At 69.8% G+C, this 15,373-nt stretch carries 16 protein-coding genes; 11 read left to right on the plus strand and 5 right to left on the minus strand.

What is annotated here, in order from left to right; all coding sequences use genetic code 11:
* Positions 1 to 50 precede the first annotated feature (50 nt).
* The 9 genes from DDF67_RS20520 to DDF67_RS20560 all read left to right on the plus strand — a co-directional run bounded on the left by DDF67_RS20520 (position 51) and on the right by DDF67_RS20560 (position 8,014).
* The gene (locus tag DDF67_RS20520) at positions 51 to 716 is read left to right on the plus strand and encodes a glutathione S-transferase family protein (RefSeq protein ID WP_109102679.1); all 666 of its coding nucleotides are present in this window, start codon (positions 51 to 53) and stop codon (positions 714 to 716) included.
* Positions 717 to 905: 189 nt separating this feature from the next.
* Positions 906 to 1,205 carry a hypothetical protein gene (locus DDF67_RS20525; protein WP_233247711.1) on the plus strand — a complete coding sequence of 100 codons (300 nt, stop codon included), beginning with the start codon at positions 906 to 908 and terminating at the stop codon, positions 1,203 to 1,205.
* A complete protein-coding gene (locus DDF67_RS20530) occupies positions 1,202 to 2,815 on the plus strand; it encodes a methyl-accepting chemotaxis protein (protein WP_109102680.1) in 1,614 nt (537 codons plus the stop codon). The genes DDF67_RS20525 and DDF67_RS20530 overlap by 4 nt, the downstream gene beginning before the upstream one ends.
* A gap of 154 nt (positions 2,816 to 2,969) precedes the next feature.
* Positions 2,970 to 3,443 (plus strand): transcription elongation factor GreA, encoded by a 474-nt coding sequence (gene greA, locus DDF67_RS20535; RefSeq protein WP_058349843.1) that lies wholly within the window; start codon positions 2,970 to 2,972, stop codon positions 3,441 to 3,443.
* A 97-nt stretch (positions 3,444 to 3,540) separates the two neighbouring features.
* On the plus strand, positions 3,541 to 4,542 hold the full coding sequence (locus DDF67_RS20540; RefSeq protein WP_109102681.1) for a mitochondrial fission ELM1 family protein: 1,002 nt from the start codon (positions 3,541 to 3,543) through the stop codon (positions 4,540 to 4,542).
* A gap of 9 nt (positions 4,543 to 4,551) precedes the next feature.
* Positions 4,552 to 5,268 carry a cytidylyltransferase domain-containing protein gene (locus tag DDF67_RS20545; protein ID WP_109102682.1) on the plus strand — a complete coding sequence of 239 codons (717 nt, stop codon included), beginning with the start codon at positions 4,552 to 4,554 and terminating at the stop codon, positions 5,266 to 5,268.
* 141 nt (positions 5,269 to 5,409) lie between these two features.
* Positions 5,410 to 6,057: a class I SAM-dependent methyltransferase gene (locus DDF67_RS20550; RefSeq protein ID WP_109102683.1), complete on the plus strand. Its 648-nt coding sequence runs from the start codon at positions 5,410 to 5,412 to the stop codon at positions 6,055 to 6,057.
* The gene (locus tag DDF67_RS20555; RefSeq protein ID WP_109102684.1) at positions 6,054 to 7,310 is read left to right on the plus strand and encodes a flavin monoamine oxidase family protein; all 1,257 of its coding nucleotides are present in this window, start codon (positions 6,054 to 6,056) and stop codon (positions 7,308 to 7,310) included. The genes DDF67_RS20550 and DDF67_RS20555 overlap by 4 nt, the downstream gene beginning before the upstream one ends.
* Entirely contained in the window at positions 7,307 to 8,014 is a 708-nt protein-coding gene (locus DDF67_RS20560; protein ID WP_109102685.1) for a WbqC family protein, read from the plus strand. Before DDF67_RS20555 ends, DDF67_RS20560 begins: the two co-directional genes overlap by 4 nt.
* On the opposite strand, the gene pseI is transcribed toward DDF67_RS20560, so the two are convergent.
* The 3 genes from pseI to DDF67_RS20575 all read right to left on the minus strand — a co-directional run bounded on the left by pseI (position 8,011) and on the right by DDF67_RS20575 (position 9,684).
* Positions 8,011 to 9,069 (minus strand): pseudaminic acid synthase, encoded by a 1,059-nt coding sequence (gene pseI / locus DDF67_RS20565; RefSeq protein WP_109102686.1) that lies wholly within the window; start codon positions 9,067 to 9,069, stop codon positions 8,011 to 8,013. The genes DDF67_RS20560 and pseI overlap by 4 nt on opposite strands.
* 55 nt (positions 9,070 to 9,124) lie before the next feature.
* Entirely contained in the window at positions 9,125 to 9,412 is a 288-nt protein-coding gene (locus DDF67_RS20570; RefSeq protein ID WP_109102687.1) for a hypothetical protein, read from the minus strand.
* Positions 9,413 to 9,543: 131 nt separating this feature from the next.
* Complete coding sequence (locus DDF67_RS20575; RefSeq protein ID WP_109102688.1) at positions 9,544 to 9,684, minus strand: DUF433 domain-containing protein; 141 nt, start codon at positions 9,682 to 9,684, stop codon at positions 9,544 to 9,546.
* Between the two features lie 46 nt (positions 9,685 to 9,730).
* Here DDF67_RS20575 and trxB point away from each other — a divergent pair, with 46 nt between their 5' ends.
* Positions 9,731 to 10,738 carry a thioredoxin-disulfide reductase gene (trxB, locus tag DDF67_RS20580; protein WP_109102689.1) on the plus strand — a complete coding sequence of 336 codons (1,008 nt, stop codon included), beginning with the start codon at positions 9,731 to 9,733 and terminating at the stop codon, positions 10,736 to 10,738.
* A 251-nt stretch (positions 10,739 to 10,989) separates the two neighbouring features.
* Here trxB and DDF67_RS20585 read toward each other — a convergent pair whose 3' ends face one another.
* Both DDF67_RS20585 and DDF67_RS20590 read right to left on the minus strand, forming a co-directional pair.
* Entirely contained in the window at positions 10,990 to 12,210 is a 1,221-nt protein-coding gene (locus tag DDF67_RS20585) for a cell wall hydrolase (RefSeq protein WP_109102690.1), read from the minus strand.
* A 14-nt stretch (positions 12,211 to 12,224) separates the two neighbouring features.
* Positions 12,225 to 12,701 carry a Dps family protein gene (locus DDF67_RS20590; protein ID WP_058350074.1) on the minus strand — a complete coding sequence of 159 codons (477 nt, stop codon included), beginning with the start codon at positions 12,699 to 12,701 and terminating at the stop codon, positions 12,225 to 12,227.
* A 78-nt stretch (positions 12,702 to 12,779) separates the two neighbouring features.
* On the opposite strand from DDF67_RS20590, the gene DDF67_RS20595 reads away from it, so the two are divergent.
* Positions 12,780 to 15,173, plus strand: coding sequence for a hybrid sensor histidine kinase/response regulator (locus tag DDF67_RS20595; protein WP_109102691.1), 2,394 nt, complete (start codon positions 12,780 to 12,782; stop codon positions 15,171 to 15,173).
* Positions 15,174 to 15,373 lie beyond the last annotated feature (200 nt).

A 15,373-nucleotide genomic window follows, 5' to 3' on the forward strand; every position in this document is an offset into this window, starting at 1 on the left:
ACGCACGCGTCGCCGCGCCATGCTGACGGCAAATCGCTAGGGGAAAAGCCATGCTCGTCGTCCACCACCTGAACAACTCGCGCAGCCAGCGCGTGCTGTGGCTGCTGGAAGAGCTGGGCGCGCCCTACGAGGTCAAGCGCTACGAGCGCGACGCCAAGACCATGCTGGCCCCGCCCGAGCTGCTGGCGATCCATCCGCTGGGCAAGTCGCCGGTGATCACCGACGGCGACAAGACCATCGCCGAGACCGGCGCGATCATCGAATACATCCTCGACACCTACGGCGAGGGTCGCCTGATTCCCGCGGCCGGCACGCCGGAGCGCCTTCGCTTCACCTACTGGCTGCACTACGCCGAAGGCTCGGCCATGACGCCGCTGCTGCTGAAGCTGGTGTTCACCGCCCTGCCCGCCCGCGCGCCCGGCCTGCTGAAGGGCCTGGTCAAGACCATCGCGGCCAAGGCCCAGTCGGGATTCGTCGACCCGCAGCTGAAGAGCCACATCGACTACTGGAACGCCGAGCTGTCCAAGTCCGAATGGTTCGCCGGCCCGGAGTTCACCGCCGCCGACGTGATCATGAGCTTCCCGCTGGAGGCGGCGGTGTCGCGCGCCGGAGCCGGCTCGCGGCCCAAGGTGAAGGCCTTCCTCGACCGCATTCACGCCCGGCCGGCCTATCGCGCCGCCCTGCAGCGCGGCGGAGAGTACGCCTACGCCGACTGAGATCCGGGCGCGCGTCAAGCCCTGCGACATGGCGACGCTCGCCCCGCTTCTTAAGACTTCCAACACCACGGAGGCGCAAAACCTCTCCCTCCAAGTGACCATTCCATGGTTCAGCTTGCCCGGAGATGAAGGTTGTCCCTGTCGCGTGTTCGAACCTGGCGTGATCTGCTTCACGCCCTGGGTCGAACATTGGCCGCAACCTCCGCGATCATCGTCACGCTGCTGGCCGTCACGTTGTCCAGCGCATCGCCGCGCGACCCGGGCCGGGTCGCCGCGGTCTTCCCGCCCTGGTGGAAGCCCGCCCGCGCGGCCAGCGCGGCCACCTCGGCCGGCGACATCGCTGGCGCCGGGGCTGTCCCCTTCGTCCTGATCCTGCGCGGCGACCCCGCCACGCTGAGCAGCCGTCTGCGCGCCGCCGGCGCCCTCGTCCTGCTCGACCCCGACACCGCCGGCGTCTGCGCCAAGACCGTCCTGGAGCCCCGCCCATGAGCACCAAGCCCTCGAACCTCGACGCACAGCGCCGCTCGGGCGGCCGGCTGATCCTGCTGCTGACCGCGCTGATGGCCCCGATCGTCATCGCCGCCCGCTTCATGGTCGGCGAGCCGGTGCCTGGCATGGCCGTCGCCACCGTCATGGTCACCGCCCTGGCGGCCGGCGCCGTCCTGCATCGCGGCGAGACCGCCACGGGCCGGATCCTGTCGGGCGTGGCCCTTATGGCCCAGGTCTCGCTTCTGGTCGCCGCTCTGGGCGGCCACGCCTGGCAGATCGACATGCACATGGCCTATTTCGCAGCCCTGGCGCTGCTGGTCGTCTACTGCGACTGGACCGTCATCGCCGCCGCCGCCGCCACGGTCGCCATACACCACCTGACGCTCAGCTACCTCCTGCCCACCGCCGTCTTCCCGGGCTCGGCGAGCCTTGGCCGCGTGCTGGTCCACGCCGTCATCCTGATCGTCGAGGCCGGCGCCCTGATCGCTGCGACCTTGAGCATCCACCGCGTCATCGGCCTTGCCGAGCGCGCCCGCGCCAAGGCCGAGGCCGCCATGCAGGAGGCCCGCGACGCGGACGCCGCCGCCGACAGCGCCCGCCGCTCGGAGGAAGAAGGCCGCATCGCCCACGCCGCCGTGCAGGCCGCCGCCGAGCGCCAGCGCGCCGACATGGTCGACGCGCTGGCCCAAAGCCTGTCGCGCCTGGCCAAGGGCGACCTTTCGGTGCGCCTGGTCGAGCAGTTCTCCGAGTCGTACGAGCAGCTTCGCGCCGACTTCAACCAGGCGGCGGGCAAGCTGGCCGGGGCCCTGGCCATCATCGACGAGCGCGCCTCGGGCGTGCGCCATGGCTCGGACCAGATCGCCGACGCCGCCGCCAACCTGTCGCGCCGCACCGAGCAGCAGGCCGCCAACCTGGCCGAGACGGCCAGCGCCATGGACGAGATCACCGCCACGGTGGGCCAGACCGCCGACGGCGCCCGAAAGGCCGCCATCGTCGTAGCCCGCGCCCGCGACGACGCCCGCCGCTCGGGCGAGGTCGTCGGCGAGGCCGTCGACGCCATGGGCGCGATCGAGACCTCGGCCACCCAGATCTCGCGGATCATCGGCGTGATCGACGAAATCGCCTTCCAGACCAACCTTCTGGCCCTGAACGCCGGAGTCGAGGCCGCCCGCGCGGGCGAGGCCGGCAAGGGCTTCGCCGTGGTCGCGTCCGAGGTGCGGGCCCTGGCCCAGCGCTCGGCAGAGGCCGCCAAGGAAATCAAGACCCTGATCACCACCTCGACGCGCCAGGTCGGCGAGGGCGTGGAACTGGTCGGCCGCACCGGCGAGGCGCTTGAGCGGATCGTCCAGCAGATCGCCGAGATCGACGGCCTGGTCTCCGAGATCGCCGCCAGCGCCCAGCACCAGGCCCAGGGCCTGACCCAGGTCAACACCGCGGTGAATCAGATGGACCAGGTGCTGCAGCAGAACGCGGGCCTGGTCGAAGAGACCGCCGCGGCCACCCATGCGCTGAACGACGACGCCGGAGAGCTGGCCCGTCTGGTCGGCCAGTTCCAGCTGCCCGGAGATCGCCTGGCGGGCGCTTCGACCCGCAACGCGAAGCGGGCCTGAGGCCGCGCCGCCCCGATCAGCTTGGCCACGCAACCCTTGCGGCGCGTGAGACTTGCTTATCCGGAATGCGGCGCCTATCCTCTCAGCCCCCGGTCGCGCTCGCCAGCGACTGGAAGTCTTCCTCCCCTTAGGGCGAACCGAGCTAAAATCCACTATGGAAAAAGTGCCGATGACCGTCGTGGGTTATCAAACCCTCGACGAAGAACTGAAGCGTTTGAAGACGATCGAGCGGCCCGCCGTGATCGCCGCGATCGCCGAGGCGCGCTCGCACGGCGACCTCTCGGAAAATGCCGAATACCACGCCGCCAAGGAACGCCAGGGCTGGATCGAAGGCCAGATCGCCGAGATCGAGGACAAGATCGCCCGCGCCCAGGTCATCGACGTGTCGAAGCTTTCGGGTTCGCAGGTGAAGTTCGGCGCCACGGTCAGCGTGGTCGACGAGGACACCGAAGAAGAGGCCCGCTACCAGATCGTGGGCGACCACGAGGCCGACGTGAAGTCGGGCCGCATTTCGCTGAGCTCGCCGCTGTCGCGCGCGATGATCGGCAAGGAAGTCGGCGAGGTGGTCGAGGTCAACACGCCCGGCGGCGTGAAGGCCTATGAAATCCTCAAGGTCGAGTGGGTCTAGGGGTCAGCCCCAAACCCGCCATGAAGTTCGGCCAATCGCCGCGGAGTCGCCTGTCGAGGGCGGTTCCGCGGCGTTCGCCGTTTTGAGGGCTGGAGCGATGAGCGCCAATCAGACGCCAGGTTCCGAACCGCTGACCATCTGGGCCGTCTCGGACGGGCGGGCCGGCATCGAGGCCCAGGCCGTGGGCCTGGCCGAGGCCATCGCGCGCAAGCGTCCGGCCAGGATCATCGTCAAGCGCGTGGGCTGGAAGGGCCGCACCGGCCGCCTGCCCTGGTGGCTGGCCTGGCTGCCGCGCCGCTGGCTGACGCCCGAAAGCGAGATCACCGCGCCCTGGCCCGACCTCTGGGTCGCCGCCGGCCGCGCCACCTTGCCGCTGTCGATCCGCGCCCGGAGGTGGTCGGGCGGCAAGTCCTATGTCGTGCAGATCCAGGACCCGCGCGTTCCGGCCCACATGTTCGACCTGGTGATCCCCCCCAAGCACGATCGGCTGACCGGCGACAATGTCGTGCCGATCACCGGCTCGCCGCATCGCGTGTCGCAGGCCCGCCTCGACGCCGAGTACGAGAAATTCAAGGACGCCATCGAGGCCCTGCCGCATCCGCGCGTGGCGGTGCTGCTGGGCGGCAAGTCCAAGGCCTTCGACCTGCCCGTCGAGCGCGCCGCCCAGATGGCGCACGAGATCCAGCTGCCGCTGGAGCAGGAAGGCGGCAGCCTGCTGATGACCTTCTCGCGCCGCACGCCCGAGCCGGCCCGCGCCCTGCTGGCCGCCCGCCTGCGCGACCTGCCCGGCATCATCTGGGACGGCGAAGGCCCCAATCCCTATTTCGCCTTCCTGGCGGCGGCCGACTACATCCTCGTCACCGAGGACTCGACCAACATGGCCACCGAGGCGGCCTCGACCGGCAAGCCGGTTTTCATCCTCAAGATGGAGGGCCAGAGCGTGAAGTTCCGCCTCTTCCACGAGGAACTGGAGCGCCAGGGCGCGGCCCGTCCCTATGGCGGCGCCTTCCACGGCTGGACGTACGAACCGGTCGACGAGACCGGCCGCGCCGCCGCGGAGGTCCTGGCGCGGATGGACGCCCGCAACGCCAAAGCCTAGCCTGGCCCGATGATCCTCGCCGTCCTGCAAGCGCGCATGAGCTCCACCCGCCTGCCGGGCAAGGTGCTGATGCCGATCGTCCGCGCGCCGATGATCATTCGCCAGATCGAGCGCGTCGCCCGCTCTCGTCGGATCGACAAGCTTGTGGTGGCCACCAGCACCGATCCGCTGGACGACGCCATCGAGGCGGCCGTGCGCCGGGACGGCGTCGCAGTGCATCGCGGCCCGCTCGACAACGTGCTCGAACGCTTCGTCGGCGCGCTGGACGCCCACCCGGCCGACCACGTGGTGCGCCTGACCGCCGACTGCCCGCTGGCCGATCCGAGCGTGATCGACGCCACGATCGACCTGCACCTGTCGTCGGGCGCCGACTACACCAGCAACAGCCCCGAAGGCTCGGCCTTTCCCAAGGGCCTCGACGTCGAGGTGATCACCGCCGCCGGCCTGCGCCGCGCAGCCGCGCAGGCCGACAGCCCCGAGGCTCGCGAGCACGTCACCTGGGACGTCTGGAACAATCCCGACCGCTGGAACCTGGCCTGGCTGTCAGATGCGCCCGGCGAGGCCGCGGTGCGCTGGACCGTCGACCGGCCCGACGACTACGCCTTCGTGGCGGCGGTCTATGACGCGCTCTATCCCAACAACCGGGCCTTCACCTCCGACGATGTCCGCGCCTTCGTGAAGGGCCGGGAAGACCTGCTGAACTACGGCGGCGATCGCCGAGCCTGAGCGGCGGGTGCGACAATCACGCGCCTCTCCTTAAGGACAGGGTTAATAAAGTATTCGGCAAAGCGGCCCCAGGCTGCTGCTGCGACCGCTCCACCGGTTCGCGCCAGCTTTGAGGGGCCTCCGTTTCGGGGGCGGACGGACATGCGCGCCCTGCCGGACATCCGGGGTCTGAAGTACCCTGACGAGTTCATCGCCCGCCACTTCTTCAAGCGCGGCCTGCACCAGCGCGCCGGCAAGGTGGTCGAACTGGGCGGCGGCACGGGCAACAACCTGTCGCTCTACGCCGCCTACGGCTGGACCCTGGTCAATGTCGACTATTCGGCCGCGGCGCTGGAAGACGCCCGCTGGAACCTGGGCGAGGCGGCCAGCCTGATCCAGGCCGACCTGTCGCTGGGCCTTCCCGACGGGATCGAGGGACCGATCGACGTCCTGCTGATCCCCAACCTGCTCTGCTACCTGACCAACGCCCAGGCCCACCGGGTGCTGACCGCCGTGCGCGAGAAGCTGGCCCCGAACGCCGAGGTCTTCGTCCGTACGCGCCTGGTCGACGACTATCGCTACGGCCGAGGCGTCGCCGAGGAGCCGGACGGCTTCCGCCTGGCGACGCCCGAAACCGGCGAAGAAGGCCTGTTCAATCTGTTCTACACCGAGGCGGGCCTAGTGAACCGCCTGCGCGACGAGCTGGGCCTGGCCCAGCCCGACGTCTTCCGCGTCAGCTTCGACAATCTCCAGGCCGGCGTCCGCGTGCCCCGCAACAGCGACCTGGTGGTCTGGGGCGCCGTCTCGTGAACGGCCGGATCCGCATCGTCGGCGGCGGCCTGACCGGGATCATGGCCGCCTTCGAGGCCCATCGCCTGGGCTGGCGCGACATCGAGCTGCACGAGCGCTTCGACGCTCTCGGCGGCGTGGCCCGCCCCAAGGTCGTCAACGGCGCGGAGATGCGCGACGGCTGCGTCTATTTCGGCCCCGAGGGCGACGCCCTGGTCGAACGGCTGAAGGCGCAAGGCGCGGCGTTCGAGACCTTCGACAACCGCTTCGGCTCGCTCAGCCTGGACAGCGCGGGCAAGCGCGTCTTCACCTGGGACTTCGGCGGCCCGGCCGTCGACTGCGCCAACCTGCGGATCGCCCGCCCGGCCGGCGACAGCCTGGCCGACCGCATCGCCGCCTATCCCTCGCCGATCGCCGAGACCCTGGCCGAGTACTGCCGCTGGCACCTGGACGCCGATCTCGGCGCCGTGCACGGCGATGCGGCCATTCCGCTGGCCATCAACCGCGTCTATCCGGCCAGCGCCGAGACCCCCGCCCTGGTGGCCCTGAAGGCCTCGAACGCATGGGCCGACGAGCTGTACGGCGTGCCGCGCGGCCTGTCGGGACGCACCGCCAACGTCACCGCCAGCCTGCCGGCGGGCGGCTTCACGGCCCTGTTCGAGACCTGCCGCCGAGCGCTGGAGACGCTGGGCGTCGACATCCGCTTCGAGAGCCTGATCTCGCCTCGACAGGTCATGGCCGAGCATGCGGCAGGCGACACGGTGGTCTGGGCCGCCAACCCGACGCCGCTGTTCAAGCCGATGGGCCTTTCGACCCCGGCGCTGGTGAAGAAGAGCTTCTTCACCTACGTCTTCGAAGCGGAATTCGACGGCCCCTGCCCGGTCTACGTCCAGAACTTCACAGCCAAGGGCGACTGCTTCCGAGCCTATCTCTACGAGAGCGGCGGCAAGACCCTGGTGGTGGCCGAATGCGTGCGCGAGGCCGACCTGCGCGCCCTGCCCGGCGAGATGCGCGGCCTGCTTTCGGGCTTCGGCTCGCTGAAGACCGGAGCCCTGCTGCAATCCGGCGCCCAGCCGCGCTGGATCTATCATTCGCGAGACGCCATCGCCGGCCTTGCGACGCTGCGCGAAAAGCTGACCGAACGCTTCGGACCGTCCTTCGTCTGCGGGGCCTGGGAGCCCTACGGCAAGAGCGCCAAGCTGGCCGAGGTGGACGCCGCCCTCGCGCACGCCCGGAGCGCGCCTGCCGCCGGCGGCCTGGCGCTGGCCGGATGAGCCTGGCCTCGCTCCCGATAACGGCGGCGATTATGCAGCCGACCTATCTGCCGTATCTGGGCTATTTCCAGCTGATGGCGGCCAGCGACGTCTTTGTCTTCCTGGACGACGTGCAGTTCGCCCGCCGCTCGTGGCAGTCGCGCAACCGTATTCTCACCGCCCAGGGCGAGCTGATGCTGACGGTTCCCGTGAAGAAGCACGACCGCGACACGCCGATCCACGCCATCCGCATCGACGACGGCCAGCCCTGGCGCGAGAAGCACCTGGCCGCCATGCGCCACGCCTACGGCAAGCGGCCTTTCTTCGCCGAGGGCTTCGCCTTCGTCGCCGAACAACTGGCTCGTGAGCCCGACGGCGCCCTGGCCGACCTGACCTGCGGCATGGCGCAGGCGGCGGCGCAGAAGATCGGCATCCAGGCTGAGTTCGTCCGCGCCTCCAGCCTCGCCGCGACGGGCGCGCGGTCCGAGCACCTGCTGGCGATCTGCCATGCGGTCGGCGCGACCGAATACGTCTCGCCGACCGGATCGGCCGACTACATGGAGGAGGACGGCGTGTTCGCCGCCGCGGGCTTCCCCGTTCGCTTCAAGGCCTGCGACCTGGCGGCGTATGCGCAGGGGCGGCCCGCGTTCACGCCCTATATGGGCTTCGTCGACGCCCTGATGAACGTCGGCTGGACCGGCCTGAAGACGCTGGTCGCGCCTTAGCCGCCCACCATGTCCCAGGCCAGCGGCTCGCCGCGGGTCAGGGCGCGGGCGGCGGGACGGCCCAGCACCTTGTCGAGATCGGCCGGCGGCAGGCCGTTGCCCGGACGCACCGAGCGGACGTTGTCACGGGTCAGGACGGCGCCGGCCGCCACGTCGGCGGTGACGTAGAGCGAACGACGGAACAGCAGGGACCCCTGCTCGGCGCCCAGCACGTCGTAGTGCGCGCGGCCCAACGAAGCCCAGGCGTTCTTCGTGTCGTCGACCAGGGCCCTGAACTCGGCCGGCTCCAGGCTGAAGGCCGCGTCGGGGCCGCCGTCGGCGCGGGCCAGGGTGAAGTGCTTCTCGACCGCGCAGGCGCCGACCGACACCGCCGCCACCGAGGCGGCCGTGCCCGGCGTATGGTCCGAAAGGCCAATCGGGCAGCCGAAGCGGGCAGCCATGTCGGCCACGGTCCGCACATTGGCGTCGGCGAAGGTGGCAGGATAGCTCGACACGCAATGCAGCAGCAGCACGCCCGGCGCGCCGGCTTCCAGCGCCGTGTTTCGAGCGGTCTCGATCTCGGCCAGGTTGGCCATGCCGGTCGAGATGATCAGCGGCTTGCCCTGCGCGGCCGCGTAGCGGATCAGCGGCAGATCGACGGCCTCGAACGAGGCGATCTTGTAGGCGGGAGCGTCGAGGCCCGCCAGCAGGTCGACCGCGGTCTCGTCGAACGGGCTGGAGAAGATCGTTACGCCCCGCTTGCGAGCCCGCTCGAAGATGGCCGCGTGCCATTCGAACGGGGTATGGGCCTCTTCGTAAAGCTCGTAGAGGCTGCGCCCGTCCCACAAGCCGCCGTGGATCTTGAACTCGGGCCGGTCGACGTCGAGCGTGATGGTGTCGGCGGTGTAGGTCTGGATCTTGATCCCGTCGCAGCCGGTGTCGGCGGCGGCGTCGACCATCGACAGGCAGCGCTCAAGGCTGCCGTTGTGGTTCCCCGACAGCTCGCAGATCACATAGGGCGGATGGTCCGCGCCGATCTTGCGGCCGGCGATCTCGATTTCGGGCGAAGCGGTCATGGGCGGAAACTCACGCGGTTTGTCCCCTATTAACCCTGCAATCGTGGACGAGGCGTCAATCGCCGCCGCCATCGCCGCCGCAGCCGCCGTCCGACGAGCCGCAGTCCGACGAAGACGACGAGGACGAGCTGTCGGAATAGCGCGTCGAGCCGCTGTCGCCGCCCTCGCCCTTCTTGCCGCCAGCCTTGGCCTCGGCGGGCTTGGCCGCCTGCAGCGCCGTGCCCAGGCCGGCGCCGATGGCGATGCCGACACCGATGCCGATCGCCAGGTTGTCGAGCGCCAGTCCCAGCGCGACCCCGATCATCGTTCCGATGCCGATCCCGATGTTCAATCCGCCCTTCATGGCGCCCCTTCTCTCAACTCAGCGACCGATCTCGACGACCGCCGCATCTCCCGTCCGCGTTCGGTAAGGTTTTCGGCGTCCAGGCCTCGGCTGCGCCAGGACCGGCGGCAGTTGGGCGTCGAGCAGCAGCTTCAAGCGGCGACGACGGCCGTATCGGCGGCGGCGTAGGCCAGCGCCGCGCGGACATCGTCGGCCTCCAGGCACGGATACCCCTGCAACACCTCGGCGGTCTTGCCAGGATCGATCGTGATGCGTTCCAGCAACGGGTTCATGGCGTGCAATGTAGCGCAGGAGCGGAATCGCGCCTAGATATCCGCCATGTCCACCACCGCTCCCCGCCACACGCGCTGCCTGATCATCGGTTCGGGCCCCGCCGGCTACACCGCCGCCATCTACGCCGCCCGCGCGCTGCTCAAGCCCGTGCTCATCGCCGGCATCCAGCCGGGCGGCCAGCTGACCATCACGACCGACGTCGAGAACTATCCGGGCTTCGCCGACGTCATCCAGGGTCCCTGGCTGATGGACCAGATGCGCGCCCAGGCCGAGCACGTGGGCACCGAATTCGTCAGCGACATCGTGATGTCGGTCGACCTCAGCAAGCGCCCGTTCGCGGTCAAGACCGACAGCGGTCAGGACTGGATCGCCGAGACGATCATCATCGCCACCGGCGCCCAGGCCAAGTGGCTGGGCCTGGAAAGCGAAAGCAAGTTCCAGGGCTTTGGCGTCTCGGCCTGCGCCACCTGCGACGGCTTCTTCTATCGCAACAAGGAAGTGGTGGTGGTCGGCGGCGGCAACACCGCCGTCGAGGAAGCCCTGTTCCTGACCAGCTTCGCCAGCAAGGTCACGCTGGTGCACCGCAAGGACGAGCTGCGGGCCGAGAAGATCCTGCAGGAGCGCCTGCTGGCCCATGAGAAGGTCGAGGTGGTCTGGGACAGCGTCATCGACGAGGTCCTGGGCGACAGCGATCCGGCCGGCGTCACCGGCGTGCGCCTGAAGAACATCAAGACCGGGCAGGCGACCGAACTGAAGACCGACGGCGTGTTCATCGCCATCGGCCACGCGCCGTCGTCGGAACTGTTCGCCGGCCAGCTGGAAACCGGCCCGGGCGGCTACCTGAAGGTCAAGCCGGGCACGGCCTCGACGGCCATCGAAGGCGTCTACGCCGCCGGCGACGTCACCGACGACGTCTACCGCCAGGCCGTGACCGCCGCCGGCATGGGTTGCATGGCCGCCCTGGAGGCGGTGCGGTTCCTGGCCGAGGAAGATCACAAGAAGGCTCACCACCCGATCAGCCACGCCGAGGCCAACGAGATCGGCGCCTGGTAGGCGTTTTTGTTTGTTGAAGTGACGGAAAGGTCGCTCCGCAGGGGGCGGCCTTTTTCGTTGGTTGGAACTCCCACCTTCTGGAACCTCCCCCTGTTGGGGGAGGTTCGTCGCACTAGATGCTCCCCCTGAAGGGGGAGCTGTCGCGGAGCGACTGAGGGGGAAGGGATTGCTGGCGTGGGGGAGCACTGATCTCATCAGTCACTTCCCCCTCCGGCCCTTCGGGCCACCTCCCCCTTCAGGGGGAGGACCTTTTAGAGCGGATTTAGCAGGGTCGGCGGCCGGGGTTTCGGCTTGGGCGGCGGAGGCGGCGCTTCGACCGCGGGGGGTGCGGGCGGCTTGGCCGCGGCCTCGGCCTGGACCTCGGGCAGCACTTCCAGAGCCTTGTTGATGCGGGCGATCTCGTCGGCGGTGGCGATGCGGCGGCCGGCGACGCTGCCCTCGACCTTGATGCGTTCGCCGCCGGGCGCGGCGGCGTCGGGGATCACGACCAGCCTGGCGTCCTTCAGAGCCGCGCTCGGCGCCGGGCCGCCCAGGGTCTGGGCCAGGTTCTGGGCCAGGACGGCGGGCGGGGCGGCCTCCAGCGTGCGTGGATCGGCGCCCATCAGAGTGTCGGCCGAGATCCTGGTCTCGCCGCCGGCGTAGCGGCCCTTGAAGGCCGCCAGCGTGCCCGACGGCCCGGTCCAGCGGTAGAAGATGTGCGTGCCGACCTGCTTGAGCTTGACCAGGGTCGGCGCCCAGTACGGGGCGACGTAGTCGGCGTGGTAGTGGGTGGCCACGCCCACGTCCTTCATCACGAAGCCCGACAGCGCACGGCGGGCCACGGCCTGGGCGCGGTCCCACAGCGGCGGCGACACGGTCTTGTCCAGCGAGCCGTCGCAGGTGAAGCTGAACTGACAGCCGGTGCTGCGCAGCGAGCCTTCGTAGATCACCCCGCAGATCGACTTGGGATAGCCCGGATGGCGCAGGCGGTTGAGCACGGTCTGGGCTACGGCCTGCTGGCCCTCGGGCGCCTCGAAGCCGGCCTCGAAATAGACCGCCTGGGTCAGGCAGTGCAGCGCCCTCGCCCGCTCCTCGCCCGAGGTCTTGAGCACGAAGGGCCGGGCCGCCTCGATCGGCAGGGGCGCAGGCGCGCGGTAGCCGTTGATCAGCCGGGCGTCCTCGAAGCCGGGAACGCCGGACCCCAGCACCGGGATGGTGGCGATGTCGATCACCTCCCAGCCCTTCACACGGCCCCAATAGTCCTTGCGCGGGCGGGGGTCGTGGCGGCGCGCCAGGGCCAGCATGGCCAGATCCATGTCGGCCGTGTAGCGCGCCAGCCCGGCGTCGGAGAGCATGCCGGCCTGGCTGGCCACGCCCGCCGCGCGGCCGTGCTGGCGCGGCAGGTGGTAGGCGGTGGCGCACGCAGAAAGGCCGCCGACGACGATCAGCGCCGCGGCGGCCTTCTTGCCCGGATGTCGTCTGGAGGACGGCACGCGGGGTGTTCGGATTACTTGCTCAGGGTCGAACGCAGCATCCAGGCGTGCTTTTCGTGGGCCGCCAGGCGCTGGGTGTAGAGATCGACCGTGGCCTCGTCGCCGGCCTCGTCGGGGGCGTCGATGGCGCCGCGCAGCGTGGCGATGACGGTCTCGTTGTCGGCCAGGAGTTCCTTGATCATGGCCTCCCAGTCCTGCTCGCCGTCGCCGTCCTTGATGCTGGAGAGATTGCCGAAGGCGGCGTAGCCCTGCGGCGCCAGTTCGCCCAGGGCGCGAATGCGCTCGGCGATCAGGTCAAGAGCGGCCCATTCTTCGTTGTATTGGCCTTCCAGAAGGATGTGCAGGGACTGGAAGTAGGGCCCGCGAACATTCCAGTGGTAGCCGTGCGTCTTGAGGTAGAGCGCATAGCTGTCGGCCAGGACCTTGTTCAATCCCTGCGCGATGTCAGCGCGTTGCTTGGCCGAGATGCCGATGTTCGGAGCGGTCGCCATTCATGATCTCCCGTGTTGCGTGTCCTAGGTAAGCGTGTCCATGCTCTTGGCAAGCCTGCTCATGAGCGCGGAGCAAGAATGAACAAAAATGATCCGCTCGCCCCCGCGCCGACGCCGTCACGCACGGCGTCCGCCCTGCTAAGCGCCTGGCTCATACCAGAGGTTCCTCCGCCGTTCTGGCGTGCGGCCCTGGCCGCGGTCGTGGCCACGCTGGCGGCGCTGGGCATGCGTTTCGCGCTGCTGGGACCAGACCAGACGCTGGGCGCGACCCAGGCTTTCTTCCCCGCCATGGTGCTGGTGACGCTGTACGCCGGCTGGCGCTGGGGCCTCGTGCCGATGGCCAGCGGCGCGGCCCTGGGCTGGTGGCTGTGGGCCGGTCGCTACGCCGACACCCTGAGCGAGCCGCAGACCGCCTCGATGGTGCTGTACGTGATCTCGGCGATCGCCACGCTGGCCGTCGCCCACGGCATGCGCGAGGCCGTCATCGGCCTGGCCGAGGCCCGCCGCCGCCAGCAGGACGCCGAGACCCGGCTGGAGGTGACCCAGGCCGCCGCCGGGGTGGGTCCGTGGGAATGGGACGTGGCCACCGGCGACCTGCACCTGTCGCCCGCCGCGCGGCGCAACCTGCGCCTGCCGCCGGAAGGTCCGCTGGACTTCGAGACGGTGGCCGCCGCCGTGCATCCCGAGGACCGCCCCCGGGTGCAGCAGGAGATCCGCCGGGCCATCAAGAGCGGGCCGCTGTACGAGGTCGAGTACCGGCTGGTGGACGGGCCGGACGGCGAGCGCTGGATCCATGGCCTGGGCCGGATCGAGCGGGACGCCTCGGGCTGGGCCGTGCGGGTGCTGGGCGTCAATTTCGAAGTGACCAAGCGCCGTCAGACCGAGGAAGGCCTGCGCGAGAGCGAGGCCCGCTTCCGGGCCCTGGCCGACAGCGCGCCGGCCCTGATGTGGATCACCGGCCAGGGCGGGGCGCGGGAGTTCGTCAACGCCGCCTATGTGGACTTCGCCGGCGCCGACTATCGCGACGCCCTGACCCTGGACTGGCGCACGCGCATCCACCCGGAGGACCTGCCCGCCATCCTCAAGGCCCAGATCGCAGGCGAGGCCTCGCGCAAGCCGTTCAGCCTGGAGGCGCGCTATCGCCGGCCCGACGGCCAGTGGCGCTGGCTGAAGTCGTTCTCGCAGCCGCGCTACGGCCCTGGCGGAGCCTTCGCCGGCTTCATCGGCATCGCCTTCGACGTCAGCGACGCCAAGGAGGCCGAGGCCAAGCTGACGGGCATGAACGAACTGCTGGCCGACAAGGTCGACGAGGCGGTGGCCGAGCGCGACCTGGCCCAGGCCGCCCTCAGCCAGGCCCAGAAGCTGGAGGCCATCGGTCAGCTGACCGGCGGCGTGGCCCACGACTTCAACAACCTGCTGACCGTGGTGATCGGCGCCCTGGACGCGGTGCAGCGCCATCCCGACGACGCGCGCCGGCGCGACAAGATGGTCGACGCGGCCCTGTCGGCGGCGCGGCGCGGCGAGAAGCTGACCCAGCACCTGCTGGCCTTCGCCCGCCGCCAGCCGCTCAATCCGGAGATCTGCCGCGTCGACCGGCTGATCGCCGAGAGCGAGGCCCTGCTGCGCCGCGCCGTCGGCGAGGTGCTGCCGCTGAAGCTCAGCCTGGGCTCGGGCACGCGCACGGCGCGGATAGATGCGGGCCAGTTCGAGGCGGCGCTGCTGAACCTGGTGGTCAACGCCCGCGACGCCAGCCCGCCAGGCGGGGTGATCGTCGTGGAGTCCGGCCCCGAGACCCTGGACAAGCCGCGCGGCGAGCTGAAGCCCGGGGCCTATCTGCGCGTCTCGGTCCGCGACGAGGGCAAGGGAATGGACGCCGACACCGTCGCCCGCGCCTTCGAGCCGTTCTTCACCACCAAGGCCTCGGGCAAGGGCACCGGGCTGGGCCTGTCGCAGGTCTACGGCTTCGTGCGCCAGAGCGGGGGCGAGGTCGAGATCATCTCGGCCCCAGGCAAGGGCGCGACGGTGTCGATGCTGCTGCCGGCCAGCCACGAGGGCGCGATCCTGCAGGCCGCGCCGGTGGCCCCTCCCGCCCCGCGTCCAGGCGTGGAAGTGCTGCTGGCCGAGGACGACTCCGAGGTCGGCGACCTGGTCGAGGCCATGCTGATCGAGCTGGGCCACCATGTGCGCCGGGCCGGCGACGCCGATGAAGCCCTGCAGGTGGCCAGGGCTAACCCCGACCTTGGACTGCTTCTCACCGACGTGATGATGCCCGGCGACAAGAGCGGCGTGGACCTCGCCTCTATCCTGTCAGCCGAGCGGCCGGAGCTGCCGATTCTGCTGAGTTCGGGCTACACCGGCCAGGAACTGGCGGAAGCCCGCGCCGCCCCCTGGCCGCTTCTGCGCAAGCCCTATGCGCTGGATGCGCTGGTGAGGGCCATAGACCAGGCCTTCGAGACCCGCCGCCCGCACTGACCCGCCCTTGGACCTTTCGGCCGGGCTTGGATGGCGTCGCGCGATTTTTCGTCCGCATGCTTTGCATTCCCCGAACGAGCGGCTATATGTGGATAGCCCCTTATGCTCACTTTCAGCATAAGTCGCGACGCCGGACGGAGCCGCAACCTTGGTCCGGCGTTTTTTGAGGCCCAGGAAATGCTCACTTTGAGCATAAGAGA

It is taken from the genome of Caulobacter endophyticus (assembly GCF_003116815.1).
Classification (GTDB): Bacteria; Pseudomonadota; Alphaproteobacteria; order Caulobacterales; family Caulobacteraceae; genus Caulobacter; species Caulobacter endophyticus.

Bases quoted from the DNA above. Each gene is read 5' to 3' on its own strand.
- trxB (WP_109102689.1), top strand. From the start codon at position 9,731: ATGTCCACCACCGCTCCCCGCCACACGCGCTGCCTGATCATCGGTTCG.
- DDF67_RS20530 (WP_109102680.1), top strand. From the start codon at position 1,202: ATGAGCACCAAGCCCTCGAACCTCGACGCACAGCGCCGCTCGGGCGGC.
- DDF67_RS20575 (WP_109102688.1), bottom strand. From the start codon at position 9,684: ATGAACCCGTTGCTGGAACGCATCACGATCGATCCTGGCAAGACCGCC.
- DDF67_RS20595 (WP_109102691.1), top strand. From the start codon at position 12,780: ATGAACAAAAATGATCCGCTCGCCCCCGCGCCGACGCCGTCACGCACG.
- DDF67_RS20520 (WP_109102679.1), top strand. From the start codon at position 51: ATGCTCGTCGTCCACCACCTGAACAACTCGCGCAGCCAGCGCGTGCTG.
- DDF67_RS20540 (WP_109102681.1), top strand. From the start codon at position 3,541: ATGAGCGCCAATCAGACGCCAGGTTCCGAACCGCTGACCATCTGGGCC.
- greA (WP_058349843.1), top strand. From the start codon at position 2,970: ATGGAAAAAGTGCCGATGACCGTCGTGGGTTATCAAACCCTCGACGAA.
- DDF67_RS20570 (WP_109102687.1), bottom strand. From the start codon at position 9,412: ATGAAGGGCGGATTGAACATCGGGATCGGCATCGGAACGATGATCGGG.
- DDF67_RS20550 (WP_109102683.1), top strand. From the start codon at position 5,410: ATGCGCGCCCTGCCGGACATCCGGGGTCTGAAGTACCCTGACGAGTTC.
- DDF67_RS20545 (WP_109102682.1), top strand. From the start codon at position 4,552: ATGATCCTCGCCGTCCTGCAAGCGCGCATGAGCTCCACCCGCCTGCCG.
- DDF67_RS20590 (WP_058350074.1), bottom strand. From the start codon at position 12,701: ATGGCGACCGCTCCGAACATCGGCATCTCGGCCAAGCAACGCGCTGAC.
- pseI (WP_109102686.1), bottom strand. From the start codon at position 9,069: ATGACCGCTTCGCCCGAAATCGAGATCGCCGGCCGCAAGATCGGCGCG.
- DDF67_RS20560 (WP_109102685.1), top strand. From the start codon at position 7,307: ATGAGCCTGGCCTCGCTCCCGATAACGGCGGCGATTATGCAGCCGACC.